Here is a 23,722-nt window from a genome sequence, read left to right on the forward strand (position 1 = left end):
GCTTGCATAGCGCGGAGGGCGAGGAAGCGAAGGGCGGGCACGGTGTGTCCCGACCCTGGTTTTGCGTTCCAGTTCCCTGGCAGGTCCCGCGCCAGTATAGTACAGGCTGCTGTTTAAGGTTTCAGGTGTCCCATTGCGGAAGTCAGGAAGGGTTAGAGCTTAAGGCGTGTGACCTGAGACCTGTGTCCTGTTATTTGCAACTTGCCCGAGCGAGCAGGAAGAGGTAATCGGCCAGGCGGTTAAGGTAAACCGCGCAGGGTTTGGCTTTTTTTACATGCCAGGCGAGTATTTCGGCTGAGCGGCATCGGGCGCGGGCTAAATGCAGCACGGCTTCCGCCTCGTTTTTGCCCGGAACCGCAAAAGATTTGAGTTCAGGCAGGCTTTCGGCCAGGCGGGTTATTTCTTTTTCAAGCTTCCGGGTTCCGGATTCTATTGTTTTTGAATTATCAAGCCCGGCTATGTGTGAGGAAAGCGCGAAGAGATTCTTTTGCGCGTCTTCGAGCCCGGCCCGCTCTTTGGCGGCCGGGCCCTTAAGGGTTTTGGCAAGCCCCAGCCAGGCGTTCAACTCGTCTATAAGGGCGTTCGCTTTCACGCGCACATCGGTTTTTGAAACCCGTCTTCCCAAAAGCAGGCCGGTTGTTCCGTCGTCGCCCCTGCCCATGGCCGGTTTAAATCTTTTTGGCATCGGGAAATTCCTTTATTTTTTTGCCGACTATGCTCCGTATCTCCTCCGGCAGAAGCCCGGCGGCCTGTTCAAAACGGTCGTAAATGTTTTTTGTGTCGAACACGCCGTCTGAGACAAGCACCGGGGACGATTTATGAGCGCCCGACGGGAAATCTCCGTCGTCTATTGCGTTATGGGTGTAGCCGGCGCTTCTGGTCCAGGTTAAAGCCCGCGGATGGCCTTCGCGGTCATAACACAGCTGAAATCCGTCTATGGAGCCGTCCGCTTCAGTCGCGGACAGTCCGCCTGAGGCGGAACAGGCCGGTGGCACAAACCAGACTATAAGGTCAAAAAATTCGTCCGCGAACCACCGCCTCGGAGGTTCCCCCTGCGTCTGCCGTATGTTTTTTTCCTCACGCAGCATATAACGGATATTTTACAAATATAGTCAGGCAGGCGGGGAAAAGATAACAGGAAAATATCGCCGCCTTCCGCTTACGCGCGCGGCCGGAATGGTATAATTGACTTATTGAGGTGATACATCTATGAAAGATAAAGTTGAAAAAGTGATAAAAAAAATAAAACCCATGCTGGCCGCTGACGGCGGCTCGGTGGAACTGCTGGGCGTGGATGAAAAAACGGGCGTGGTCACGGTAAAACTTACCGGAGCCTGCGGCTGCTGCCCGCATGCCGCCATGACGCTTAAGCATGTGGTGGAAAAGATGATTAAGGAAGAAGTGCCGGAAGTTAAAGAGGTGGCGGTGGACTGAGGAGAAATGCAAAGTTTAAAATGTAAAATGGCGGAAAAGATTGCGCGCCGGTTAAAACCAATCGTTAATTTTTCGGTTTAGGCCGGTTTTTCTGTCCGGTTTTCCTCTCAATTTTTCACTTTTCATTTTGCATTTTTCACTTTACACTTTGAGTTTTCTTATGCCGTCTTCCCCGTTGATAAATCTTCATAACCATTCCGCCCACTCTGACGGCACGCTTGCGCCGGAGGCGCTGGCCCGGACGGCCGCGCGGGCCGGTATAAATTTTTTTTCTCTCACCGACCACGACATGACCGCCGGCTGGGCCGAGATGGAGCCGGCTTTAAAAGAGGCCGGCATAATTTATTGTTACGGGGTGGAATTCAGTTCCAGTCTGCACGACAGTTTGCATATACTTGGCTACGGCCTGGATCCGGCAAACCCGGCGCTGCTCGCGAAGGCCGCAATTTTCCGGGCGAAGCGTCTTGAAAGGCTGAAAACAATAATAGGGCTCTTGCGCGGCCTCGGCCTTGAAATTTCGTATGAGGAATTGCCGTTTGGCGACAGCCATACCTTAGGCCGCCCGCACATAGCGGACCTGCTTAAAAAGAAAGGTTTCGTAAAAACGCGCAAGGAGGCTTTTGAAAGATACATCGGCCGGGGGCGCCCCGCCTATGCGCCGCCGAACGGACCCGGCATAGAGGAAGCCATTCAAACGATCAAAGCGGCCGGCGGCTTTGCGGTGCTGGCCCATCCGGGCGTGGTTGTTAAAATTCTTGACCTTCCCGCCTGGAAAGACATGGGCCTGGACGGGATCGAGGCCTTTTATCCGTCGCACAGCAATACGCTTACCAGGGAGTTTATCGCGCTTGCCGCGCGTTACGGCCTTTTTATCACCGCCGGTATAGATTTTCACGGCCCCGGTACGGACCGCGACAGGATGTTCGGGTTTGAATACAGCGAAGAAATGTTCAAAGGGATTAAAAAGGCGTTTATATGAAAATAATAGCTCATCGCGGGGCTTCAGGTTATGCCCCCGAGAACACGCTCGCGGCTTTTGAACTGGCGGTTAAAATGGGCGCCAGCTATTTTGAATTTGATGTGCACCGCACCAGAGACGGGATTCTGGTCGTTCACCACGATTTTGACTTAAAAAGAACGGCCGCGAAAGAGGTTAAAATAGCGGAGCTCTCATACGCCGAACTGAAAAAAATAAATGTGGCCGCGCATTTTGCCGCAAACCCGTCTTTCCAGAGGATCCCAAAGCTTGAGGAAGTGATGGAGATTATTGAACCTGCCGCGTGCTGGCTGAATTTTGAGATAAAGAACGATAATAATGTATACCCCGGCATCGAGGCGGAGCTGCTAGCTTTTTTGCGCTCAAGGCCCGGCCTTTTTGAAAAGGCGCTGGTTTCAAGCTTTGATTACGGCACGCTTAAACGCCTCCGGAAACTTTCCCCTGAACTGCGCCTCGGTTATTTGGGCAACAGCCTGAATACCGTCCCGCTGCTTCCGGCGCTGAAAAAAGCGAAAGCCGTGGGAGCGGTCAATTTCAACATGAGCAGCCGCCTGGCTTTCAAGCTGAATGTGGCGGCGCTGAAGAAAGCCGGTTTCGTCGTTTACGTTTATACCGTCAACGACAGGAAAACCGCCCTTAAAATGGAAAAAATCGGAGTGGACGGGATTTTCAGCAATTATCCGGATATAATGGGGAAAGTTGGGAGTTGAGAGTTGTGAGTTTGGAGTTTAAAGATTTTAAACTCTTGAGCTCTTAACGCATAACTCCAGACTCAAAACTCTTAACTCTTTTATGGCTTCAATAACTGAAAACGAGATAAAGGAAGAGGCCAAACGGCTGATGGCGCTGGGGCTTCACCACAAGTGCGTGGAAGGGCGGCTGGACCATATAGCGGCCCTTACGCTTGAGATAAACAGGCTTAAAAAAGAAAAAAACGCCGTGATCTGCGCGCATGTCTACCAGACGTCGGAGATAATACTGGGCATAGGGGACTTTGCGGGAGATTCTTACAAGCTGGCCGACGATTCGCGCCGTACGGCGGCTGATATAATTGTTTTCTGCGGCGTGCGTTTCATGGCCGAAACCGCGGCCGTTTTAAATCCCTCGAAGAAAGTTTATATTCCCTCCCTCAATGCCGGCTGCTCCCTCAGTGAAAGCGTGACCGCCGAAGATGTGCGCGGGCTCAGGGCCGCGCATCCCGGCGCGCCGGTGGCGACTTACATAAACACCCCGGCTGAAGTTAAGGCGGAGTCCGACTGCATTGTGACAAGCGCCAACGCCGAAAAGATATTGCGCCGTATCTACGAAAAGAATAAAAAGGTGATTTTTATCCCCGACAAGTTCATGGGTGCGAATTTGGCCGGGGTTTTGGGTAAAACGCCCGGCACGGATATGATCTTGTGGAATGGGACCTGCGTGGTGCATGAACATTTTGACGCGCGCGTAATAGCGCTTTACCGGAAAAAATATCCCGGCTTAGCGGTGCTCGCGCACGCGGAGTGCCCCTCCGACATAATAAACGCCGTGGATTATATGGGCGGCACCGGCGACATGATGCGCTATGTGGAAAGCACTAACGCCGCCGCCTATCTGCTGGTCACGGAGTGCGGTTTCGGGGAGCTGGCGCGCATAAAATTTCCGGATAAAAATTTCATCGCCATGTGCCGACTGTGCCCGTATATGAAAGCCGTTACGCTTGAAAATGTCCTTCAAACGCTTAAAAATCCTTCAAAGGAACAGCTTGTAACGGTCTCCCCCGAAATCGCGGCCCGTGCTAAAAAAGCCATAGAAAAAATGTTCGAGCTGGCCGCATAACCAAAAAATAAACTGAATTTTTAGGGAAGGCTGAGGATAATAAATGACAGGGCCGGATCTTAGAAATTATATCCGCGCTGAGCTTGCGGAGATACTGATTTCGCTTGGCGGGAAAAAATCCGGCGCGGCGCGGGTGTTTGACTGTCTGTACAGAAAAAACGCCGGGACCTTTGAGGCGATTGACGGCATTTCTGAAAGTGTCAGAGGCAAACTCGCGGCCGGATATTCCCTGGCACGGGTTTCGGCAACGGACAGACAGGTTTCGGCGGACGGAACGGCAAAACTGCTTTTCAGGTTTCCTGACGGCGCGGCGGTCGAAAGCGTTGTGGTGCCAGGCAAAGACAGGGTTTCCGCCTGTTTGTCTTCACAGGCCGGCTGCGCCTGCGGCTGCGCTTTTTGCGCCACAGGTAAGCTTGGGTTTAAGCGTGACCTTTCCACCTCCGAAATATTGGGCCAGTTCGTCTCCTGCCAACGCGAAGCGGGCGGCGTCCTGAACAGCGTGGTGTTTATGGGGATGGGCGAGCCTTTTTTAAACTGGGAAAACGTTAAAAAAAGCATACTTATCCTTTCCGATAATAAGGGTTATAACTTTCCGCAGACAAAAATGACGGTGTCAACGGTGGGTATCGTGCCGGTGATAAGGGAACTTGCGGAATCGGACCTTAAGATAAAACTGGCTATATCCATAATAACCGCCGATGAAAGCCAAAGGGCGGGACTTGTGCCGATGGACGCAAAATATCCTTTGGCGGAGGTGGTGGAGGCTGCGCGGCGGTATTGCCTGGCCAGGGGCGCTCAGGTGTTTTTTGAATACATTGTTTTTAGCGGGGAAAACGATTCCCCTTCGGCCGCGGAAAAATTCATTAAGCTGATCAGGGGCATTGACTGCCGGGTAAACCTTATCCCGCATAACCCGTGGCGCGGAAGCCCCGGCGCCGTGGGCCGCCCCGTGCGGGCCAAAGAATTCCAGAGGCTGTTGATCGCGGCCGGAATACGGACGTATCTGCGCATTGAAAAAGGTTCGGATATAATGGCGGCCTGCGGTCAACTCGCGGGCAGGGAGCTGTAGAGCGGCTTTGGATTTAGCAACCATGTCATTCTTTTTGTAAAATACTGAACAGTCGGGGGGCAGGCGGGCAATACGGGAGCCACGGGCATGCCGCAAAACAAGCCTTTAGAAAACAATTCATGCCGGCGTTATTGGTTTGCCATCCCTGTGTTTATTGCCGGGATGTGCGCGGGGTATTTCCTGGAAGACATCTGGCCGGGGGCCGGGAGCGTCTTAAGTGAGAGCACGGAAGTCCGCCAGGAAGGTTACAAGTTTATCAACCCGCTGCTGGAATGCGAGAACAGCTCGGCACGGATAAGCGTGTTGATACGCTCTTTTAGGAAAGATCTTTTAGCTTTGGTGGCGCTCCATTCCAAAAGAGGGGACATATCAGATACCTCTATTTATTTCAGGGACCTGAATAGCGGTCCCTGGTACGGGTATAAGGAACAGGATAAGTTCCGGCCCGCCAGCCTTTTAAAAATCCCGATAGCGATGTCGTTTTATAAAGCCGCGGAAGACAACCCCGGGATCCTGAAAAAACAGATAAGATTTACGGTGGAACGCCCGATGCCTCCCGACAGGGTGCAAACCATAACTCCGAAAAGGAAAATTGAGCTGGGGAAGGAGTATACGGTCGAACAGCTTATTGAGGCTATGATCAGGTATTCCGATAACCAGGCTCTTTTTCTGCTTTACGGAAGTATCCCTGACTCTTATTTGTTCGACCTCTACAAAGCCCTCGGCGTGGAAAATGACGTTATTGAAAAATTTGACGGGGAGTTATCCGTAAAGTCTTTCGCCACCTTTTACCGGATCCTTTTCAATGCTTCATATCTGGACAGGGCGCATTCCGAGCAGCTCCTGTTTTTTCTGAGCGAAAGCGAATATGAAAACGCGTTAGTCGCCGGGCTTCCGGACGGGGTTCTGGCGGCCCACAAATTCGGCGAAGGCGGAACTTTGAGCGCGGAACGCCAGTTGGAGGATTGCGGGATAGTATATTACCCAGGGCGGCCCTACCTTTTGTGCGTCATGGCTAAGGGCAGAAAGCTAAGCAATCTTGAAAAATATATTAAAGCCATTTCCAGCCTTGTCTACGGCAGCATCAATTCCTCCATGCGGAAGAAATAACGCGTCCGGACCCCGCCCCGGATCTGTGGCAAACATCCCCCCTCAGTCGGTGTTTTTTGGCTTTTCCCGGCGGAATTTTTTTTCGAATTTTGTCCCGGTTTCCACGCGCAAAACGGTTGCCGTATCTCCGGTCACTGCAAAATGCACGTCGTGATTCCACAGAAAAAATCCCAGGTCCATGCCGTCTTTCATCTGCGCCAGGTCGCGGGCGTTTCGCGGGTCATGCCGGAGCGTATCGGCTATCAATACCCTGAAATTCTGCCTGCCCGCCGCTTCAATTACGCGGATATCCTTAAGCGCCCGCGGAGAAAACGCCACTTTTAACACGGGGAAAGCGCTGCGCGCTGTCCAGCCGGCGTGCGCCCTGTCCGCGCTGTCGCTTGCGGGAAGGTATGGTTTGACGTCAAAAATCGGAGTGCCGTTTACCAGGTCCAGCCCCGAAAGATAAAGCGTGTCATTCTCCACGCGCTCAAGTTTCGCGAGCGACAGGCCCACGGGATTTGGGCGGTGGGGTGAACGCGAGGCGAAAACCCCTATCTTGCCGCCTTTGAGGCGCGGCGGATGAATTTTAGGGTGGAAGGTTTTATTTGTGTTTAAATGGAACCACGACAGGAGCCACACATGGCTGAATCCCGATAATCCGATAAGGGAGTGCTCCGGGGCGTATTGCGGATAAATACGCAGCTTGGCCCGGGCGCCGGGCGCCAGCTGCGGCTGGCGGGGAGTCCCGAATTTTTCCTGAAAACAGGATTCCAGCACGCCGATTATTTTTAACCCCGTAATTTCAGGGTAAGCCGCTTTTTGTTTTGAAAGCATTATGGTTTTCCTCTTTCACGACCGGCAGTTCCCGGTTATTGCCGCGCTCATATTCTAAACGAGTAAGAAAGTTTCGTGAAAAACAATTCGCTGGTTCTCCTGAGGGTGCCGCCGCTTCCGTCAAAAGCCAGGTCGTACCCCGCGTAGAATGAGGTTCCCGGTACCAGCAGATAGCTTATAAGAAGATCGGTGAAGCCGGAATGCTCGAGGGTGCTGTATTGATAGATAACTCTGCTTGAAATTTCCTTGCTCCACTGAAAGCGGGCGTTGGTCTGCCAGATGTTTTCGTCAAATATGCGGTCTCCCGCTTTTGTGTCAAGCCGGCTTTTGAGGTAAAGCTGCTGAACCGACAGGCGGTCGGTGGGCTTAAGCGTCAACGACAGGCTTGCCTGCGCGGAATTTCCCAAAAACGGGGTCGCGGCGTCATAATTTATCTGTTCGCCTATGCTGCCGGAAACCGAGCCTGACAGATATCTTGTCGGCTCGGCTGAGATACTGACGCTCCATGTTTTCTTGTGGAAGTTTATTCCTCCGAAACGCTCCAGGGTGTGCGGGCAATAAGTTAAGCCGAAGTATATCTGCAGCGGAAAGCTCAGACTGAACCCCGCATATGGACTGTCGTCCGTTAATGTTCCCCGGTGGTCATAAGTTCTCCAATAACCGGCCTTGGGTGCCCAGGAAAGCAGGCTGCCGCTGGAGGGCCAGAAGTTATACCAAAGATCGGCTCCGCCGGTGCGTATGTCCACTCTCTGGAAAAAACCGCTGTCCGCCTGGAAATCGGGCTGATAATCGTCGTATGACGCGGAGAAACCGAAGTGCCTGGCGTTTCTCTGCAGGCTGATATTATAAGCCGTCCCCTCAACAGGCACTGCCCCTCCCTCTTTGGTGAAGCTGCCCACGCCCTGATATTGCATAGTGTAAAGTTTGCTGAGCTGAAGTTTCCCGTCTATGCCGGTGACGCGGTTATATTCCCCCCCGCCCAGCTCGCGGCCGCTGTAAACGGCGCCCATGGTGGATTCCGAACCTATGTCGCGGTTCAGCCGGAGGATATTGAAGGAGGACCCGTTACGGCTGCGATCGTCGGCCAGCAGGGCGCCGCCGGACCAGGCGTCCTGTTTGCCCGTGAGTTTAAGCCCGTATAGCGGATCGACGATCGTGCGTGTATTGACAATGCGCAGCGGGGTGGAGAACAAATCCGCCCCTTCCATAAAAAACGGCCTCTTTTCGGGAAAAAACAAAGGAAATCTCTGGTTTACCTGAACCTGCGGCTGGTCCGCCTCAACCTGGCTGAAATCCGGATTGTAGGCGGCGTCCATGGCCCAATTGGGATTGATTCCGTAGCGGGCGTTTAAGCCCGCGCGCATATTCCAGGAATCCAGGTGGAAAGCATTATTCTCGGATTCAACAGGAATAGTCCTGGAAGCCGTAAATTCAGGGATCAGTTCCAGCCGCCCTCCGGGGGCGATGCCATGAATACCCGTCAGGTTCGCCATCTGGGAAAACAGGCTTCCGGAATCATTGTGGAAAAGCGGCCAAACGGCCTTCTCGTTCTTTCGTTCGATATTTCTTACGAAAGAGATTCTCCAATGCTGTTTTTCGATATCAGGAAAGCGCAGGCTTTTCAATGGGATCCTGAACTCGGCCGTATAACCGTCAGGGGTGATTTTGCCCGCGGCGTACCAGACAAAATCCGGCGCCAGGTCTTCATTGCCCGCGTGCGAGAAAATATCCATTTGAATTCCCAGCGGGTTTGAGAAGAACTCGTAGGCCCGGCGCTGGTCGCCGAAAGTGTCCAGAATGATCCCCACCCAGTCGTCTCCTGATATCTGATCGCGGGGAGTCATATTGGCGCGGATCCTTTGCGGCTCCGCGTCTTTGGCGTGGAAAGCGATATAAAGATTGCGAGAATCGTAACCTATATAGGCGACCGTTTCCTCCGTCATGGGCGCGCCTTCTTTAGGCTGAAGCTGTGTGAAATCCGTTGTTTTTTTCGCTTTTTCCCATACAGGTTCGTCAATTATTCCGTCAATGACAGGCGGTGTGTCCAGATATGGGACTTCCAAAACCGGCTGGCATGCGGCAATTTGAGCCTGGAAGCAGAGGCTGAACAGGAATAGCAGCCGCAGCAATGTGTGTCTGTGAAAACCGACTTTCGTGCGGGATGTGTAATTCATGTTCTTGTTCGATGCTCCGCTTAATCGCGCATTGAAGCATGCGGACAATCTAATAAAAAGGTTTCACTTGCCGGCTTTTATTGCCAATACTATAAGGCGGTTGCGTTTTGGGGTGAGCGGGCGGCCTTTGAAGCTTCCCCAGAATTTCAGGGGCCGCAAGCCCGCGGTTTTGAGCGCCGCGCTCATCGACTTTTTGTCGTAGAGGCGGGTGTAAAAACTGCGGCTGGCCGGTTTTTTGCCGGGTATTAATATGGTCCAGGTGTTAAAAACACCTTTCCGGCTTTTTTGAAACAAGGTTTTTTCAAGGTGGAAGCCCCCGCCTGGCAGTTCCGTCCAGTTGCGGGGGCGGAAGTGCGCGCGCACAAAATCTCCGTGAACAACGTCTATCATCAGCCTGCCGCCGGGTTTCAGCGCGCGGGAGAGCCCCTTTAAAACTTTCAGGTCGTCCGAGAACTTCTGGAAATAACCGAAGCTGGTGAAAAGGTTGACCGCGGCGTCAAACTCGTTTTTGTGTTTAAGTTCCCGCATATCTCCGCGGACAAGGCGGAGTTTTACTTTGCGTTTTTTGGCGCGGGCTGCGGCTTCTTTCAGGTAATCTTTTGAGAAATCATAGCCTGTAACTGCCATGCCTTTTTTGGCAAATTCCACTGAGTGCCTGCCAGGCCCGCAGCAAAGATCCAGCAGAGCCGCGCCCTTTTTAAGTTTCAACTGCCTTAAAACAAAAAGCGCCTCGGATGGCGCTTTTTCCACTGCCGCCGGCGAAGCCGGGTTGTAAAAGGAATTGTTGAAAAAATCCTTGTGCCAGTCGTTCTTAAGTTTCATTGGCCGGATACTTAATCACCCTTTTACGAGATTCTTGTATACTCCCGGCTCGGAACCCTCAATAACCACCGCGCCCACCGTCTTTTTGAAGAAATCCACAGGCCCGGCCCAGCCCACTATGGCATAACCGTAGCCGGCTTCACGCATGGCTTCCAGTGTCCTCAAGAGCAGGCCCTTGCCGAGTCCCCCTGTCCGCGCCTTCTCCGCAACGCCGATAGGCCCGAAAAAGCCCTTGGCGGTGGTGTCATAACAGGCAAAGCCGATTATGCCGCTGTCTTTAAGGGCGATAAAAATGCCGGGCGGATTTTGCGAAAATGCCACATCCGCCTCGCTTGCCCAGGCTTTTGAAAAATTGGCCAGCACCCACCCGACCACCGCTGTTTTTTCCGGGCCGATGGCCCGCTTTAGTTCAATGCCTTTTTCTTTAAGCGCGGAATAAACCCCGCCGCTTTCCGGCAGGGAGTAGAGTTTTACCAGCAGGTCCGCCATTACTGGCTTCCCTCTGGATTGTTTGACGGCGGCTCATCCCCGAGGCCGGGGGCTTCTTTTAGTTTTGGGGCGGCCTCTTCGGCGGGTTTTTTTGCGTCCTTGGCGGCGGACTTTTTTCCTTTTTTGTCTTTTTTTCCTTTTTTGTCTTTTTTTGCGGGCGTTTTTGCCTTGGGCTTGGCTTTTATTATGGGGTCGGATCGTTTATCGAACTTATATGTCGGCGGCGCGTCCACGGCTTTAAATTTATATTCGGATACCGGCGCGGGAGCCGCCGCTTTTTTTGTTTTTTTCTTTTTTGCCGCGGTCTTTTTTACGGGCTTCTTTTTTGCCGCGGCTTTCTTCGGAGTCGCGGCCGGTTTTTTCGCGGTATCGGCCTGCGCCGCGCCGTCCGGCGGCGCGGCGGGTGTTTCGTCCTGGGCGAGGGCGGGCAAAAGCAGGGCGCCCGTGATAAAAAGCGCGGATAGTATGGAGGTTGTTTTTTTCATATCAGCATTATTCCTTCCTTCTCTATTTTCGGGTTTTCTCAGCGGCCGCAACCGCGGCTTCAAGCAGGCAGGCCAGAGTCACGGGGCCCACGCCGCCCGGAACGGGCGTGGCGGCTTTGACGCTGTCTTTTATGTTCTCAAAATCCGCGTCTCCGCACATTTTCCCGTTCTCGTCAAAATTAGTGCCCACGTCTATCACAACGGCGTCTTTTGAAAGCAGTTCCTTTTTGATCCAGCGGGGCCTGCCCGCCGCGCTTATCACGATATCGCTTCGTTTAAAGATCCCGGGCAGGTCCGGCGTTTTGGTGTGGCAAAGCGTAACGGTGGCGTCAAGCATTGTCAGCATCTGCGCGAGCGGCTTTCCGACTATCGCCGAGCGGCCGGCCACGGCTATGACTTTCCCGGCGGGATCTATGCCGTAAAACCTCATCAGGCGTATTACCGCCAGCGCCGTGCAAGGCGTGAAAAAGCCGCCGGTTTCTATTTCTGAAAATTTCCTGGCGATCGCGAGCCGGCCCATATTGAGGGAGGACAGGCCGTCCACGTCCTTGGCGGCGGGCAGAGCGTCCCAGGTTTCAAGGGTCTCAAAGCCGTCCGGCAGCGGGCGTTCAAGCATGATAGCGTCGCAGGCGGCGTCCGCGCCCAGGCGGGCCAGCAGGGTTTTAAGGGAAGCGTAGCCGTCGGCGTCCGCGGGCCTGAAAAGTTTTACCGCTATCCCGATCTTTTCGCAGGCGGCCGCCTTGCGCTTTACATAAACGGCGGAGGGGGAATCCGGAAAGTAGTTTATTATGGCAAGCGACGGAGGACGGCCCAGCCGGGCCTTCACCGCTTCCACGCGCGGAGTAAGCGGGCCCAGTATTTCAGCCGAAAGGGTTTTTCCTTCAAGTAAAAGCATGGCTATATCTTATAAAATCGCGCGCTCAATAAAAAAGGCGGCTTTAAGTTAAAGGCCGCCTTTTTCACTTATGACTTGAAACCGATTTTCGTCGTTGCGAAAAGCTATTGCGCGTCCTCCACATAAATGGAGCCGTTCAGGTAGCCCGAGCCGCTAAGCGAGACGAAGTTGCTGCTCGGCCAGCCGCTCACGCTGATGCTGCCGCTCATGTTGGCGGAGCCCACGGGTTTGCCGTCCTTGTAAAACTGAACATAGACATTGGGCCACACCGTCTGGAAGACATACTGGTTGGGGTATATCCACATGGAGGCCTGCGTGGTTATATAGGTCTGGTTAGACGTAACCTTGCCTGTGGAATCCTGGAAGGAGGCCCAGCCGGAGAGGCTGACGCTGGTAAACCCGCCGCCCTGCGGCATCCAGCCGTTCCCGTTGAGGTTAACGTACCCGGAAACCTGGAAATACTGGCCGGTTCTGGATTTAGCCGGTTTTATCGCCGGGGCCGTATCGCTTTTAACATTTTGCGCGGCCGTAACGGCTACAGCATTAAGGTTTTTGGCGAAATCCGCGTCGTTGAAATTAACAGTTTCGGCGGCAAGGAAGCCGCACGAGATAAGCGTTACAGCCGAGGTTAAAAGCGTTTTTTTCATTTTCATCCCCTTTTTATTGAGTGTTCCTTGAATATTATATCACAACCAGCCCGAATTCCCCAGTTGGAATTCGGGAGGTTACAGGTATCAGGTGTCAGGTTGCATTTTTCCCCTGTAGCCTGTTGCCTACCCGAAAATTGCCATGGATATTTTTGTTCGCAGTGTCTTTCAATGAAAAACGACTTCAATCGCAATTTCCGGGTTAGCGTGTTTCAAGGCGCAAAACGGCCTGTGTTGCGTTGTGCCTTGCCTCTTGCGTAAGCGAGGCGCCTGCCAGCTGCTCAAGATAAAGTTTAAGCGCGGCCGGTTTATCGCCCGTAAGCTCAAGGCTTGAAGCCAGGTTTAGCGCGGCCGGAAAGTAGTGTGCGTCAAGCGTCATGGCTTTTTTGAAATCAGCCATGGCTTCCGGGTCTTTTCCGCTGAGGCGTGAGAGCACGCCGCGGGCATTATACAGCGGCGGGGAACCCGGATACGCGGCCAGTCCCTTCTTTACCAGCTTAAGAGCGAGCCTATAGTCTCCGGCCGCTTGCGCTGTTATGGCCGCTGATTCCGCTCCTCCGGCGTCAAAAACAACGGCTTTATTCGCCGTTTGCAGAAGCCAAAGCGCCGTGTCTTTTTGGCCGTCTTCAAGAAAAACCGAGGCGGCTGCCGTCAACGGATAAATGCTTTTGCCAAACGCCGGCGGGGCCTGTCCCGCTCTTTTGGAGTAGTCCGCTGGCGCGGGAGATATGGGCGAGGGAGTTAAACCGAGTTTTCCGGGCCAAAAGGGCGGGGCCTGCGCGCCCCGGGGTTCTTTGCCGCCGCAGGCGGCTAAATAAAAGAAAATGAGGTTGTCGGGGTTTGAGGCTGCGAGGGTTTTTGCCTGCGCGCGGGGGCTTTGACCCGCGATTTCCGCTTCATAGGCGGAGTATAAAAGTGAAATTTCCCGCCAGCCGGTTTTTCCGGGCTCCGGGCTAAAATGGTTTATTGTATTTTGAATCCCGTTTTTCGAAAGTGATATTTCAACGGCGCGTACAGCGGCGGCGGAAAGTGCGGGTATGTTTTTTGTTTCGCAGCCGGACGCCGGCTTAAGCAGGGCCTCAAGCAGAGCGCCGGCCTGCCGGTTATAATTAAATTCCGAGGAAGGCAGGCTTTTTTCCAGTTCCAGTGAAAGCCGGTCGAGCGCTGCGCGGGTCTTTTTTCCGTTTTCCAGGGCGGATTGTAATTTCAGATACTCAAGTTTCGGCGTAAGGGCCGTAAGGGAGGCCAGCCGGTTCAATATCGCCTCGCGCCGCTTCAGCGGAAAATAATAAAGGGTCGAATAAATGTCCTGCTCCCAAAAACTATTATTTGAGGGGCGTATGCCGGCGGCCAGCCGTTTGTCTTTCTCATAGGGCAGCCCCTTAAGGGAGTTCTTTTCTCTTTCCCACATCCCCTGCGCGAGCGTAAAAGAGACCGCGGCGGATCTCATGTCGTTCAATTCCAGTTCGCGCAGCGTTTTTACCAGGGCGGGATCGTAGCCGTTCTCCAGCCCGTCGGGGGGCAGCGGTTTTTTTGAGGCCAGGGTATCAAGTATGTAAATTATTTCCGGGGAGGGGTTTTTGGAAAGTTCAGCGTAGCGCGTAAGGGCGGCAATGCCGTTTTCAGTGCTGTTGAAAGACAGTAAAATTTCCCCTTTCTTCTTGAACAGCCAGGCGTCGGAAGGTTTAATCGTAAGCCCGCGCGTGACCGCAATGACCGGCTCTGAGGCCCGGCCCGGCCATAAAACAGTTTCATAGACGACCCAGAACGAAAAAGCGATCAGAACGGCGAAAACGCCGCTGAAGATAAATACTCCTCCGTCTTTTCTTTCCGCGCCCGGCCAGAAAGCTTTCAGAAAGTCAAATATCCCGGCCGCAATAATAAGCGTTAAAAGGTAGCGCAGAGGATAAAAATATCTCTCTTCAATGGACAACAGACAATGGATGACTATAAAATAGCCGGCCAGCAAAGCGAGAAAACGCGTCTCTCTCCGGCGCGAGAAAAAAAGCGCGGCAATAGCGGCCGCCAGCAGCAGGGGGAACATCAGGGCTGCCTGCCAAAGCCTTTTAACTACGGCTTCAGCGTAGTTAAAAGGCGAAGCCGCCACGGTTTTAAGGGCCCAGGAGTAAACAGATTCCGTTCTGGAAAGGCCGCCGAAGGCCCTGCAGTCCCCTTCCATGGTAAACACGGTCCCCTTGGCCCCTGTTATCAGGTTACAGGCGCCACGAGCCTCCTCAAAGGGAATTAACCGGCCGAAAAGGGAGTAATTGACACGCGCCCAGGGCATCAGCAGGATGTAGGCGCAGATTAAAAAAAGCGACGAGTTAACGGCGTAGCGCCGTAAGGACATATGCTCCCCCCGAAAGCGCTCCCATAAAATAACCGGCAGAGGGAAAAGGAACATCGGCGAGCGGATGAGCAGAGATACGCCAAGGGCCAACCCGGCTGTTGTCGCGGCCAGGGCCGTGTCTTTTTTTAGCTTAAGGGTGGCGGCGTGGGCATATAAAAGCAGGGCCAGCGTGTAAACAAGCTGTTCACCTTCTGTGATCTTAATGGTAAAACCCAGCAATACGGCTGAAAAAGCGAAAATTAAACCGCGCAGGGGCCCGCCGCCTGCCGCGCCGATGGAATAACAAAGCAGATAAACCAAAAAGCCAGCCAGAAGGATAAATGGTTTTATTGTCCCGGGCCAGTCATAAAGGGCCAAAGCGTTCAGCAGGCTGAAAAAAGGCATACTGTAGCTTAAAGCCTTGTCACTCAGGCCGTGCAGTATAAGTTCGCCGCGATCCGCGTAAGCGTAAAGGCTTTGAATGGAGCAAAGCGTCTGGCGGGTCAATTGCCAAAGCGCCATGAAAAACACGGCCGCGGCCGCGCAAAAGATAAATATACGGCTTTCAAAAAAATGTTCAAGCGCCGCCCGCAGCTTGTTGTTCACCATATCAGGTTTTTTATTGTACTATATTGTTACCGGGCGGAATCCGGGCGCAGCCGCGGACCTGGTTCTCGGCGGTAAAAATCACACCGCGGCACCCTCACTTTCCCGAGACGGCCTGGCAAAGGCGACTTATGGAACGAATAATCGAACACCCCGTGCTTGAAATTGAAGAAAAAAAGAAACTCCATTTTACCTTTGAGGGGCGGGAATTGGAGGCGCTTGAGGACGAGGTTATTTCCTCGGCTTTGTTCGCTTCCGGAGTTAAGATTTTCAGCTATCATAAAAAAGACCGCAGTCCGCAGGGCATTTTCTGCGCCAACGGCCAATGCGCCCAATGCACCGTAATAGCCGACGGCCTGCCGGTAAAGGCCTGCGTGACGAAGGTAAAAGAAGGCATGAAGGTGGCCGCTCTCTGCGGCCTGCCGAAAATGCCGCGGACCGTCTGCGTGCAGGAGTTCGGGCGTGTTGAAGAAATTGAAGTGGACGCTCTTATTGTGGGGGGCGGCCCCTCGGGACTTGCCGCCGCGGCGGAGCTGGGAAAGCTTAACATAAGCACGCTTGTAATAGATGATAAACACAAACTTGGCGGCAAGCTTGTGCTGCAGACGCATAAATTTTTCGGGTCGGTGGAGGACTGTTTCGCCGGCACCAGAGGCATAGACATAGCCGATAAGCTGGAGGACCAGCTTAAGGCGTACCCCTCCGTGAAGGTATGGGTGAACGCCTCCTGCGTCGCCGTTTTTTCAGACAAGCGAGCCGGCGTGGTTTATGACGGCGGCTACTGCCTTATAAAGCCCAAAGCTTTTATAAGCGCCACCGGCGCCAGGGAAAAAACGCTGGCTTTTGAAGGAAATACCCTGCCGGGCGTTTACGGCGCGGGGGCCTTCCAGACTTTAGTGAACCGCGATCTGGTGCGGCCGTCAAAAAATCTGTTCATAGTCGGCGGGGGCAATGTGGGGCTTATCGCCGCGTATCACGCCCTGCAGGCCGGCATAAAAGTGGCCGGTCTTATAGAGGCCGCGGACCGCTGCGGCGGCTATAAGGTGCATCTGGATAAAATAAAGCGTCTGGGAGTTCCGGTTTACACCCGCCACACAGTGGTCAGCGCCAACGGGAAAACCGAGGTGGAGTCTGTCACGGTGGCGCAAGTGGACGAAAATTTCAAGCCGCTTAAAGGCACGGAAAAAACCTTCGCGGCCGACACGCTGCTGGTGGCGGTGGGGTTAAACCCCGTTGACGAATTCCATGCCCAGGCACTGGCTTTCGGGATGAACGCTTTCGTATGCGGCGACGCGGAAGAGATAGCCGAGGCGTCGGCGGCTATGTTCAGCGGCAGGATAACCGCGCACAAGGTGCTTAAAAGCCTTGGCGTGATGACAGGTCCCGTGCCGCAGTTCTGGTTTGAGCGCCTGCAAACCCTTAAGGCGCGCCCGGGCAAAACACATGAAAGCGCAGCAAGGGATCATGATAAAGCCGTTTATCCCGTGCTTCACTGCCGCCAGGAGATCCCCTGCGACCCTTGCGCCACGGTCTGCCCTAAAAAATCCATAAAAATACCTAAAAATAGCATGATGGATATCCCGAAATTCGAAGGTGACTGCATAGGCTGCTACAAATGCCTGCTCATCTGTCCGGGGCTTGCCGTTACTCTGGTCGACAAGCGCAAAGACCAGAAAAGTCCCACAGTGGCGCTTCCTTTTGAAATCGGCCGCGGCCTCGTAAAAAAAGGGGACGCCATAAAGCTTACCGACTGCGAAGGCGCGGAGCTTGGGGACGCGCAGGTGGCGGATGTGAAGGATTTTAAGGCCGAAAACACCATGATAATAATAGCGAAAACAACGGCCGCCATTGCCGACAGGGCCGCCGGCCTGAAACTTTACAAGCAGCAGAAGCCGGAAAGAACGGCCGGAGGTTTTTCCGCAATGCCGGACTCGGTCATTATATGCCGCTGCGAGCGGGTTACGCTAGGCGAAATACGAAAAGCTATCCGCTCCGGCATAAGGGATTTAAACCAGCTCAAAGCCGTCACGCGCGCCGGCATGGGCGCCTGCGGAGCAAAAACCTGCGCTTCGCTCATGGCCGGTATTTATAAGAGCGAAGGCGTGGACCCGAAGGAAGTTACGGCATTAAGCCAGAGGCCGCTTTTTGTGGAAGTGCCGCTCGGGACTTTTTCAAATATCAAGTGCCGTCCTGAAGAAGAGGAAAAGGCCTCCTGGAGCGGGTTTTAACAGCGGCAGGGGCAAGCGGATAGCGTATAGGGATTGGGGAAGGAACTCCTTCCCTGAACCCCTATACGCTCGCCCCTGGCCCCTATCCTTTCTGGAGATTATATGTCAGCTAAAAATTACGATGTGATTGTTATAGGCGCCGGTTCCGTGGGGGTGCCGCTTGCCATGGCTTTGGCCGGGCGCAAACTGAAAACGCTGGTTCTTGACGCCATGCCTTCGGTGGGGCAGGGCCAGAACAAATGCGCCATAGGCGGCGTGCGCGCCACGCATTCCGACGGCGCCAAGATAAAGGCCTGCCTGCGCAGCATTAAAACTTTTTCCACCTGGAAAGAAAAGTACGGCGACGATATCGGCTGGATAAAAGGCGGCTACGCCTTCCCGGCTTATACGGAGGACGATGAGGCCGTGCTGAAGGAACTGCTTAAGGTGCAGCGCGGTTTCGGTCTGAATATCGATTGGCTGGGCGCGGATAAAATGCGCGCCCTGCTGCCCGGGATCGCCCGAAAGGATCTGCGCGGCGGCACCTACGCGCCCGACGACGGCTCGGCCTCCCCGCTGCTGTCCATAAACGCTTTTTACAGGCGGGCGCTGGCTTTGGGGTCCGAGTTCCGCTTCAGGGAGCCGGTGACCGGGATAATTTCAGAAAACGGCGCGGTAAAAGGGGTCATTACCGCTTTGGGCCGCTACCACGCGCCGTGGGTGGTAAACGCCGCCGGCGCGGATGCCGCGGAAGTGTCCGGCATGGCCGGAGTAAAAGTTCCGGTAAATCCCGACTGTCACGAGGCCGGCATAACCGAGCCGGTTGAAAGATTTTTCGAGCCGATGGTGGTGGATATCAGGCCGGGCGATAAGTCTCAGAATTACTATTTTTACCAGAACTCCGAGGGGCAGATAGTGTTCTGCCTTACCCCGCAGCCGCCCATTGTCGGGAAAAACCGCCGTTCCACCTCGGAATTTCTGCCTGAGGTCTCAAAACGCATGATAGCGCTTGTGCCGAGTCTGGCAAACATCAAGGTGCGGCGCACCTGGCGCGGCCTGTATCCCATGACGCCGGACGGGTTTCCCGTAGTTGATTTTCCGGCGGCGCTTAAGGGCTACGTGCTGGCGGTCGGCATGTGCGGGCAGGGTTTTATGCTGGGCCCGGGCCTCGGCGAAACCATCGCCGCCCACATTGCGGGAAAACCGTCCGCGGACGACAGGAAAATACTGGCCGGTTTCCGATTGGCGCGCAATTTCTCAGGCCAGGAAAAGCTAAAATAAACGGAGATTAGGCTTGATGTTAAAATTTGCGGTTTGTAATTTGCTATTTTATTATCTACCGGTAGGTAAAATTAAATGCAATAAAATCCGGGCCGGAGGCGTTATACCAGTATGACCATAAAAAAAAGACCCCTTTTTTTAACGCTCGCGCTGCTGATGGCCGCGGCCGGTTACGCGGCCGCCCAGCAGACTCCCCGTGAACTTTCGTGGGACGACTGCGTTCGGGAGGCGCTGGCCAATAACCCTGGACTTAAAGCCAAACAACTGATCATAGACCAGTATAAATACCTTCTTCTTGCCGGCTATAATGTCTACCTGCCCAAGGTCAGCCTCTCGCATTCGTTGAGCCGCAGCGGGGGCGACAATACCAGCCCATCCACCAGGTGGGGGGTGTCCGCCTCTGCCTCGGAGCCCCTCTTTGACCTCTCGGCGATGTCTTCCATAAGGACTTCTAAAATTAACTATGAAAAGACCCTTTCCGACTACCGCAGCGAGTCGGCCTCGCTCCGGCAGAGCCTGTATTCGGCTTTCATGAACCTTCTGGTCGCGCAGGAGCAGATAAGCGTGGACAAAAAGATCCTCGGCATACGCGAGCAGAACGCAAAGCTTATTCAGCTGAAGTATGAGAGCGGCATGGAGTCGCGCGGGAACACGATGTACGCCGCCGCGCTCTACGAGCTTTCCAAAGCTAACGCGCAAAAGTCGGAGCGCGCCCTCAACATTTCCCGCCGCGAGCTGGTAAAGGATATGGGCGTTTCCGCCGACCGCCCGGTAACCGCCAAAGGCGAATTGAAGGTGCCCGAATATGATTTAAAGGTTGAAAATGTCAAAGCGGCCATGGAAAAGATTCCACAGGTGATATCGCAGGAAAAAAGCATCGAGGGATATAAGGAAAGGCTCCTTTCCGCCCAGTACAGCCTGTTCCCCACCTTAAATGCCAGCCAGTCCGTAAGCTGGTCGGGTCCCAGCGAATTCCCCGGGAAACGCAGCTGGTCCCTGGGGCTGAACCTTAACCTTCCGCTGTTTTCAAGCGGCATTACCTATTATCCCAACAGCACCAAAGCGGCCAGGCTGGCCCTGCAAAGCGCGGAGGAGTCGCTGAAAGACCTTAAAATCTCCCTTGAGAGCGATATAATAAGCGGCTACGATGATTTCCTTAACACCCGCGACACCGCGGTCTCAAATGTGAACGTGCTTGCGGCGAACGAGGAGCGGTATAAGGAGTCCCAGATAAAATACATGGCCGGCCAGATAAGTTTTTTAGACCTGGAAAATGTAGAGCAGAGCATGGTGGACGCGCAGCAAAACCAGCTGCAGTATCTGAGGAACGCCAACGCCAGGAAATCCGCCCTGGAAAATCTTCTGGGCGTAGGACTGGAAGACTAAGAACTGCGCCACGCTGCGCAGTTCCGCCATGAGCCCGGGGCAATGGAGTTAACTAAACGGAGAAAAATATGAAGAAAATTTTGATAATAGCGGCGGTGCTCGCCCTTGCCGGCGGAGGCTGGTATTACTTCAAGAACGGGAAAAAGACCGGCGAAATAAAATATGCGAAAGCCGAAGCTTTCTTAAAAGACATCTCGGAATTTGTGGAGACCACGGGCGAAGTGATCCCGATGAACCGCGTGGAGGTACAGCCCCCCTCTAGCGGCAGGATAGAACAGATAGTGGTGGATGAAGGCGACAAAATAAAGGCCGGGGAAGTAATGGCCCTGATGAGTTCCACCGACCGCGTGGCGATACTGGACGCGGCCCGGGCCATGGGTGACGATCAGTTCAAAAACTGGAAAGAGTCCTATAAGCCGATAAAGATAATTTCCCCGCTGGACGGCACGATAATATTGAAAGACGTGGTTGAAGGTCAGACCGTCGGCCAGTCCACCGTACTTTTCGCCATCTCGGACAACCTGATACTGAACGCCAATGTGGACGAAGCGGATATAGGAAAAGTGCGCGAAGGCCAGTCCGCCTCGATAGTTCTGGACGCCTACCCGAACAATCCGGTCAACGGCAAAGTGTTCCAGATACTGGACGAAGGCAAAAACCAGAGCAATGTCATCACCTACAAGGTCAAGATACGCCCCGGCCAGGTACCCCCTTTCTTTAAATCGCAGATGACCGCCAATATAAAGATAGAGGTGGCTAAAAAGAGGAACGCCCTGCTTATCCCTTCGGCGGCGATTACCGTGGATCCCTCAGGCAGCACCGCGGTGATAACGGAAGTAACGGATAAAAAACCGATATATACGAAAATAGAGACCGGCCTGGACCAGGGTGATATGGTGGAAGTGACCAAAGGCCTCGAAGAAGGCGACACCGTGATGTTCGCGGGCAAAAATTACAGGCCGCAGCAGGCCGCAGACAGCGGGAGCAACCCGCTGATGCCCAAACGGCCGAACATGCCAAGGGGCGCCGCCCGGGCGATGCGCTAGACCTGCGCTGTGAGGCTCAGTCGAATCGCAATGGATTTGATTTTATGATCGAACTCAAAGGAATAAGAAAAGTATACCAGATGGGCGGAGAAGACCTTGAGGTTCTCAAGGGCGTGGACCTCTCCGTGAAAGAAGGCGAGTTCGTGGCCATCATGGGCCCTTCCGGCTCCGGCAAATCCACACTGATGCATATCCTGGGTCTCCTTGACAGACCGAGCAAGGGCTCTTACAAGCTTTTCGGCCGTGAGATATCGGCACTGGACGACCTGGAGCTGTCGTATTTAAGAGCCCGCATACTGGGGTTCGTTTTCCAGCAGTTCAATCTGCTACCCAGGATAACGGCGGCCGACAACGTGGCCCTGCCGCAGATATACCTCGGTGAAAAGGCCCGCCCTGCCGCCGCCGGAAAATTTCTCAGCCAGGTGGGCCTCGCCGACAGGTCCGGCCACAAACCGAACCAGCTCTCCGGCGGCCAGCAGCAGCGCGTGGCCATAGCCCGTTCGCTGGTCAATAATCCGAAGATAATTTTCGCCGACGAGCCCACCGGCAACCTCGCCTCCGACCAGTCCAACGAGATAATGGGCATTTTCAAAAAACTGAACGATCAGGGCATAACGGTGGTTATCGTCACGCACGAGCCCGATATCGCCGCCTGGGCGAAGCGCGTCATCAAACTCAGGGACGGGCACATCGTCGAAGATTCAGCCAAGCCGGAACCGGGCGCGACAAGCCGTGAAGCGGCACATCTGAAGATCCCGAAATCCTTTTTCCTCAGCTGGCGCGAAGTCGTGGAAAACATGGCTTCGTCCATAAATTCGATAGTCGGGAACAAGACCCGCTCGCTTCTGACCATGCTGGGTATCATTATAGGCGTGGGAGCGCTTATAGCCATGCTGGCAGTGGGCACCGGAGCGCAGAGGGCCATACAAAAACAGATGTCCTCGCTTGGCACTAACCTCCTGGCCGTGATGCCAGGCAACCGGTCCCAGGGCGGGATGTCGCTCGGCAGGGGCGCGGTAAGCCGTCTTACAAAGGATGATGCCGAGGCGATAAAACGCTATGTGCCCAACATAACAAGGGTGGACTGTAATGTCCAGGGCAATGTTCAGGTGGTCTATGCCGCGAAAAATTACAGGACTTCTGTGACAGGGGCGACCCAGAGCTACGCCCTTATGCACAACGCGGCTCCTTATTATGGAAGATTCTTCTCGGAAAGCGAGGAGAAGGAGCTTAAAAAAGTCGCGCTGATCGGGCAGACGGTGGTGGATCAGCTTTTTGGCAAAGAAGACCCGGTAGGGAAAACCATCAAGATCAACAGAAAAAATTTCACGGTTATCGGCGTTCTCCCTTTGAAAGGGGCGGCCGGCCCGCGGGACCAGGATGACACTGTTATTGTGCCGCTCAACACGGCGATGCGCATACTGCTGGGGAAGGACTTCGTGGACAACATCTGGGTGGAGGTCGCGGATTACACCCTTATGCCGGACGCGCAGGCCAGAATAATACAGCTTATCCGAAAGCGACAGGGCGTGCCGGATTACAAAGACGACCCGGTCTCCATAATGAATATGGCTGACATGCAGGCCATGCTGACCAGCACCATCAAGACCTTCAGCACGCTTTTAGGCATCATAGCCGGCATCTCGCTCATAGTGGGCGGCATAGGCATCATGAATATAATGCTGGTCAGCGTCAGCGAGCGTACAAAAGAGATAGGCCTCCGGAAGGCTATCGGCGCCACCCGCCGGGCGGTCCTCCTCCAGTTCCTGATAGAGGCTGTCATCCTGTCGGTAATAGGCGGGCTTTTAGGCATATTGGTCGGGGCGAGTTCCTCCCTGTTGCTTTCCAGAATTTCCGGCTGGGCGATATATATTTCTCCTTTATCCGTGGCCCTGGCGTTCGGCTTTTCCGCCACCGTGGGTGTCGTTTTCGGCTTTTGGCCGGCCAAAAAGGCCTCGCTCCTTTCGCCCATAGACGCGCTCCGCTACGAATAATCCCCCCACTTGTCCGCCTTGGGCTGAGCGGGTGGCAGAATAATTTGATATTATGTAGAACTCAGGCACTGGCAGGTTAGCAGGCTTAAAGCATACCCGCACCGGCCTGAAGCATTGTTT

The 23,722-nt window shown here is 54.1% G+C and carries 21 protein-coding genes; 11 read left to right on the forward strand and 10 right to left on the reverse strand.

Annotation, left to right across the window (positions count from 1 at the left end):
• Positions 1-190: 190 nt before the first annotated feature.
• Both NTX59_09775 and NTX59_09780 read right to left on the reverse strand, forming a co-directional pair.
• The gene (locus tag NTX59_09775; protein MCX5785964.1) at positions 191-685 is read right to left on the reverse strand and encodes a cob(I)yrinic acid a,c-diamide adenosyltransferase; all 495 of its coding nucleotides are present in this window, start codon (positions 683-685) and stop codon (positions 191-193) included.
• Complete coding sequence (locus NTX59_09780) at positions 669-1,088, reverse strand: hypothetical protein (GenBank protein ID MCX5785965.1); 420 nt, start codon at positions 1,086-1,088, stop codon at positions 669-671. The genes NTX59_09775 and NTX59_09780 overlap by 17 nt, the downstream gene beginning before the upstream one ends.
• 121 nt (positions 1,089-1,209) lie before the next feature.
• Between NTX59_09780 and NTX59_09785 the strand changes: the two genes are divergently transcribed.
• The 6 genes from NTX59_09785 to NTX59_09810 all read left to right on the forward strand — a co-directional run bounded on the left by NTX59_09785 (position 1,210) and on the right by NTX59_09810 (position 6,425).
• A complete protein-coding gene (locus NTX59_09785; protein ID MCX5785966.1) occupies positions 1,210-1,434 on the forward strand; it encodes a NifU family protein in 225 nt (74 codons plus the stop codon).
• Between the two features lie 160 nt (positions 1,435-1,594).
• The gene (locus NTX59_09790; protein ID MCX5785967.1) at positions 1,595-2,413 is read left to right on the forward strand and encodes a PHP domain-containing protein; all 819 of its coding nucleotides are present in this window, start codon (positions 1,595-1,597) and stop codon (positions 2,411-2,413) included.
• Positions 2,410-3,141: a glycerophosphodiester phosphodiesterase family protein gene (locus NTX59_09795; GenBank protein ID MCX5785968.1), complete on the forward strand. Its 732-nt coding sequence runs from the start codon at positions 2,410-2,412 to the stop codon at positions 3,139-3,141. Before NTX59_09790 ends, NTX59_09795 begins: the two co-directional genes overlap by 4 nt.
• An 82-nt stretch (positions 3,142-3,223) precedes the next feature.
• Positions 3,224-4,246 (forward strand): quinolinate synthase NadA, encoded by a 1,023-nt coding sequence (nadA, locus tag NTX59_09800; GenBank protein ID MCX5785969.1) that lies wholly within the window; start codon positions 3,224-3,226, stop codon positions 4,244-4,246.
• 43 nt (positions 4,247-4,289) lie between these two features.
• A complete protein-coding gene (rlmN, locus tag NTX59_09805) occupies positions 4,290-5,315 on the forward strand; it encodes a 23S rRNA (adenine(2503)-C(2))-methyltransferase RlmN (protein MCX5785970.1) in 1,026 nt (341 codons plus the stop codon).
• Between the two features lie 87 nt (positions 5,316-5,402).
• On the forward strand, positions 5,403-6,425 hold the full coding sequence (locus NTX59_09810) for a class A beta-lactamase-related serine hydrolase (GenBank protein MCX5785971.1): 1,023 nt from the start codon (positions 5,403-5,405) through the stop codon (positions 6,423-6,425).
• Between the two features lie 42 nt (positions 6,426-6,467).
• Here NTX59_09810 and tsaA read toward each other — a convergent pair whose 3' ends face one another.
• The 8 genes from tsaA to NTX59_09850 form a co-directional block, all read right to left on the reverse strand.
• The gene (tsaA, locus tag NTX59_09815) at positions 6,468-7,241 is read right to left on the reverse strand and encodes a tRNA (N6-threonylcarbamoyladenosine(37)-N6)-methyltransferase TrmO (GenBank protein ID MCX5785972.1); all 774 of its coding nucleotides are present in this window, start codon (positions 7,239-7,241) and stop codon (positions 6,468-6,470) included.
• A gap of 47 nt (positions 7,242-7,288) precedes the next feature.
• A complete protein-coding gene (locus NTX59_09820) occupies positions 7,289-9,415 on the reverse strand; it encodes a DUF5916 domain-containing protein (protein ID MCX5785973.1) in 2,127 nt (708 codons plus the stop codon).
• A 63-nt stretch (positions 9,416-9,478) separates the two neighbouring features.
• Positions 9,479-10,237 (reverse strand): class I SAM-dependent methyltransferase, encoded by a 759-nt coding sequence (locus NTX59_09825; protein ID MCX5785974.1) that lies wholly within the window; start codon positions 10,235-10,237, stop codon positions 9,479-9,481.
• Between the two features lie 15 nt (positions 10,238-10,252).
• The gene (locus NTX59_09830) at positions 10,253-10,726 is read right to left on the reverse strand and encodes a GNAT family N-acetyltransferase (GenBank protein MCX5785975.1); all 474 of its coding nucleotides are present in this window, start codon (positions 10,724-10,726) and stop codon (positions 10,253-10,255) included.
• A complete protein-coding gene (locus tag NTX59_09835; protein ID MCX5785976.1) occupies positions 10,726-11,211 on the reverse strand; it encodes a hypothetical protein in 486 nt (161 codons plus the stop codon). The genes NTX59_09830 and NTX59_09835 overlap by 1 nt, the downstream gene beginning before the upstream one ends.
• 22 nt (positions 11,212-11,233) lie before the next feature.
• Complete coding sequence (locus NTX59_09840) at positions 11,234-12,106, reverse strand: bifunctional 5,10-methylenetetrahydrofolate dehydrogenase/5,10-methenyltetrahydrofolate cyclohydrolase (protein ID MCX5785977.1); 873 nt, start codon at positions 12,104-12,106, stop codon at positions 11,234-11,236.
• Between the two features lie 104 nt (positions 12,107-12,210).
• A complete protein-coding gene (locus tag NTX59_09845) occupies positions 12,211-12,753 on the reverse strand; it encodes a hypothetical protein (GenBank protein ID MCX5785978.1) in 543 nt (180 codons plus the stop codon).
• Between the two features lie 202 nt (positions 12,754-12,955).
• Entirely contained in the window at positions 12,956-15,691 is a 2,736-nt protein-coding gene (locus tag NTX59_09850; protein ID MCX5785979.1) for a hypothetical protein, read from the reverse strand.
• Positions 15,692-15,819: 128 nt separating this feature from the next.
• Here NTX59_09850 and NTX59_09855 point away from each other — a divergent pair, with 128 nt between their 5' ends.
• From NTX59_09855 to NTX59_09875, 5 genes are all read left to right on the forward strand, one after another.
• On the forward strand, positions 15,820-17,916 hold the full coding sequence (locus NTX59_09855) for an FAD-dependent oxidoreductase (GenBank protein MCX5785980.1): 2,097 nt from the start codon (positions 15,820-15,822) through the stop codon (positions 17,914-17,916).
• A gap of 102 nt (positions 17,917-18,018) precedes the next feature.
• The gene (locus NTX59_09860) at positions 18,019-19,176 is read left to right on the forward strand and encodes an FAD-binding oxidoreductase (GenBank protein MCX5785981.1); all 1,158 of its coding nucleotides are present in this window, start codon (positions 18,019-18,021) and stop codon (positions 19,174-19,176) included.
• Between the two features lie 111 nt (positions 19,177-19,287).
• On the forward strand, positions 19,288-20,562 hold the full coding sequence (locus NTX59_09865; GenBank protein ID MCX5785982.1) for a TolC family protein: 1,275 nt from the start codon (positions 19,288-19,290) through the stop codon (positions 20,560-20,562).
• Between the two features lie 68 nt (positions 20,563-20,630).
• The gene (locus tag NTX59_09870; protein ID MCX5785983.1) at positions 20,631-21,608 is read left to right on the forward strand and encodes an efflux RND transporter periplasmic adaptor subunit; all 978 of its coding nucleotides are present in this window, start codon (positions 20,631-20,633) and stop codon (positions 21,606-21,608) included.
• A 44-nt stretch (positions 21,609-21,652) separates the two neighbouring features.
• On the forward strand, positions 21,653-23,602 hold the full coding sequence (locus tag NTX59_09875) for an ABC transporter permease (protein ID MCX5785984.1): 1,950 nt from the start codon (positions 21,653-21,655) through the stop codon (positions 23,600-23,602).
• Positions 23,603-23,722: the final 120 nt, after the last annotated feature.

Source organism: Elusimicrobiota bacterium (assembly GCA_026388155.1).
In the GTDB taxonomy this organism is placed as follows: domain Bacteria; phylum Elusimicrobiota; class Elusimicrobia; order Elusimicrobiales; family UBA9959; genus UBA9634.

What these genes read in the sequence shown, in the direction of transcription:
- NTX59_09775 (MCX5785964.1), bottom strand. Translation starts at nt 685, where the DNA reads ATGCCAAAAAGATTTAAACCGGCCATGGGCAGGGGCGACGACGGAACA.
- NTX59_09780 (MCX5785965.1), bottom strand. Translation starts at nt 1,088, where the DNA reads ATGCTGCGTGAGGAAAAAAACATACGGCAGACGCAGGGGGAACCTCCG.
- NTX59_09785 (MCX5785966.1), top strand. Translation starts at nt 1,210, where the DNA reads ATGAAAGATAAAGTTGAAAAAGTGATAAAAAAAATAAAACCCATGCTG.
- NTX59_09790 (MCX5785967.1), top strand. Translation starts at nt 1,595, where the DNA reads ATGCCGTCTTCCCCGTTGATAAATCTTCATAACCATTCCGCCCACTCT.
- NTX59_09795 (MCX5785968.1), top strand. Translation starts at nt 2,410, where the DNA reads ATGAAAATAATAGCTCATCGCGGGGCTTCAGGTTATGCCCCCGAGAAC.
- nadA (MCX5785969.1), top strand. Translation starts at nt 3,224, where the DNA reads ATGGCTTCAATAACTGAAAACGAGATAAAGGAAGAGGCCAAACGGCTG.
- rlmN (MCX5785970.1), top strand. Translation starts at nt 4,290, where the DNA reads ATGACAGGGCCGGATCTTAGAAATTATATCCGCGCTGAGCTTGCGGAG.
- NTX59_09810 (MCX5785971.1), top strand. Translation starts at nt 5,403, where the DNA reads ATGCCGCAAAACAAGCCTTTAGAAAACAATTCATGCCGGCGTTATTGG.
- tsaA (MCX5785972.1), bottom strand. Translation starts at nt 7,241, where the DNA reads ATGCTTTCAAAACAAAAAGCGGCTTACCCTGAAATTACGGGGTTAAAA.
- NTX59_09820 (MCX5785973.1), bottom strand. Translation starts at nt 9,415, where the DNA reads ATGAATTACACATCCCGCACGAAAGTCGGTTTTCACAGACACACATTG.
- NTX59_09825 (MCX5785974.1), bottom strand. Translation starts at nt 10,237, where the DNA reads ATGAAACTTAAGAACGACTGGCACAAGGATTTTTTCAACAATTCCTTT.
- NTX59_09830 (MCX5785975.1), bottom strand. Translation starts at nt 10,726, where the DNA reads ATGGCGGACCTGCTGGTAAAACTCTACTCCCTGCCGGAAAGCGGCGGG.
- NTX59_09835 (MCX5785976.1), bottom strand. Translation starts at nt 11,211, where the DNA reads ATGAAAAAAACAACCTCCATACTATCCGCGCTTTTTATCACGGGCGCC.
- NTX59_09840 (MCX5785977.1), bottom strand. Translation starts at nt 12,106, where the DNA reads ATGCTTTTACTTGAAGGAAAAACCCTTTCGGCTGAAATACTGGGCCCG.
- NTX59_09845 (MCX5785978.1), bottom strand. Translation starts at nt 12,753, where the DNA reads ATGAAAAAAACGCTTTTAACCTCGGCTGTAACGCTTATCTCGTGCGGC.
- NTX59_09850 (MCX5785979.1), bottom strand. Translation starts at nt 15,691, where the DNA reads ATGGTGAACAACAAGCTGCGGGCGGCGCTTGAACATTTTTTTGAAAGC.
- NTX59_09855 (MCX5785980.1), top strand. Translation starts at nt 15,820, where the DNA reads ATGGAACGAATAATCGAACACCCCGTGCTTGAAATTGAAGAAAAAAAG.
- NTX59_09860 (MCX5785981.1), top strand. Translation starts at nt 18,019, where the DNA reads ATGTCAGCTAAAAATTACGATGTGATTGTTATAGGCGCCGGTTCCGTG.
- NTX59_09865 (MCX5785982.1), top strand. Translation starts at nt 19,288, where the DNA reads ATGACCATAAAAAAAAGACCCCTTTTTTTAACGCTCGCGCTGCTGATG.
- NTX59_09870 (MCX5785983.1), top strand. Translation starts at nt 20,631, where the DNA reads ATGAAGAAAATTTTGATAATAGCGGCGGTGCTCGCCCTTGCCGGCGGA.
- NTX59_09875 (MCX5785984.1), top strand. Translation starts at nt 21,653, where the DNA reads ATGATCGAACTCAAAGGAATAAGAAAAGTATACCAGATGGGCGGAGAA.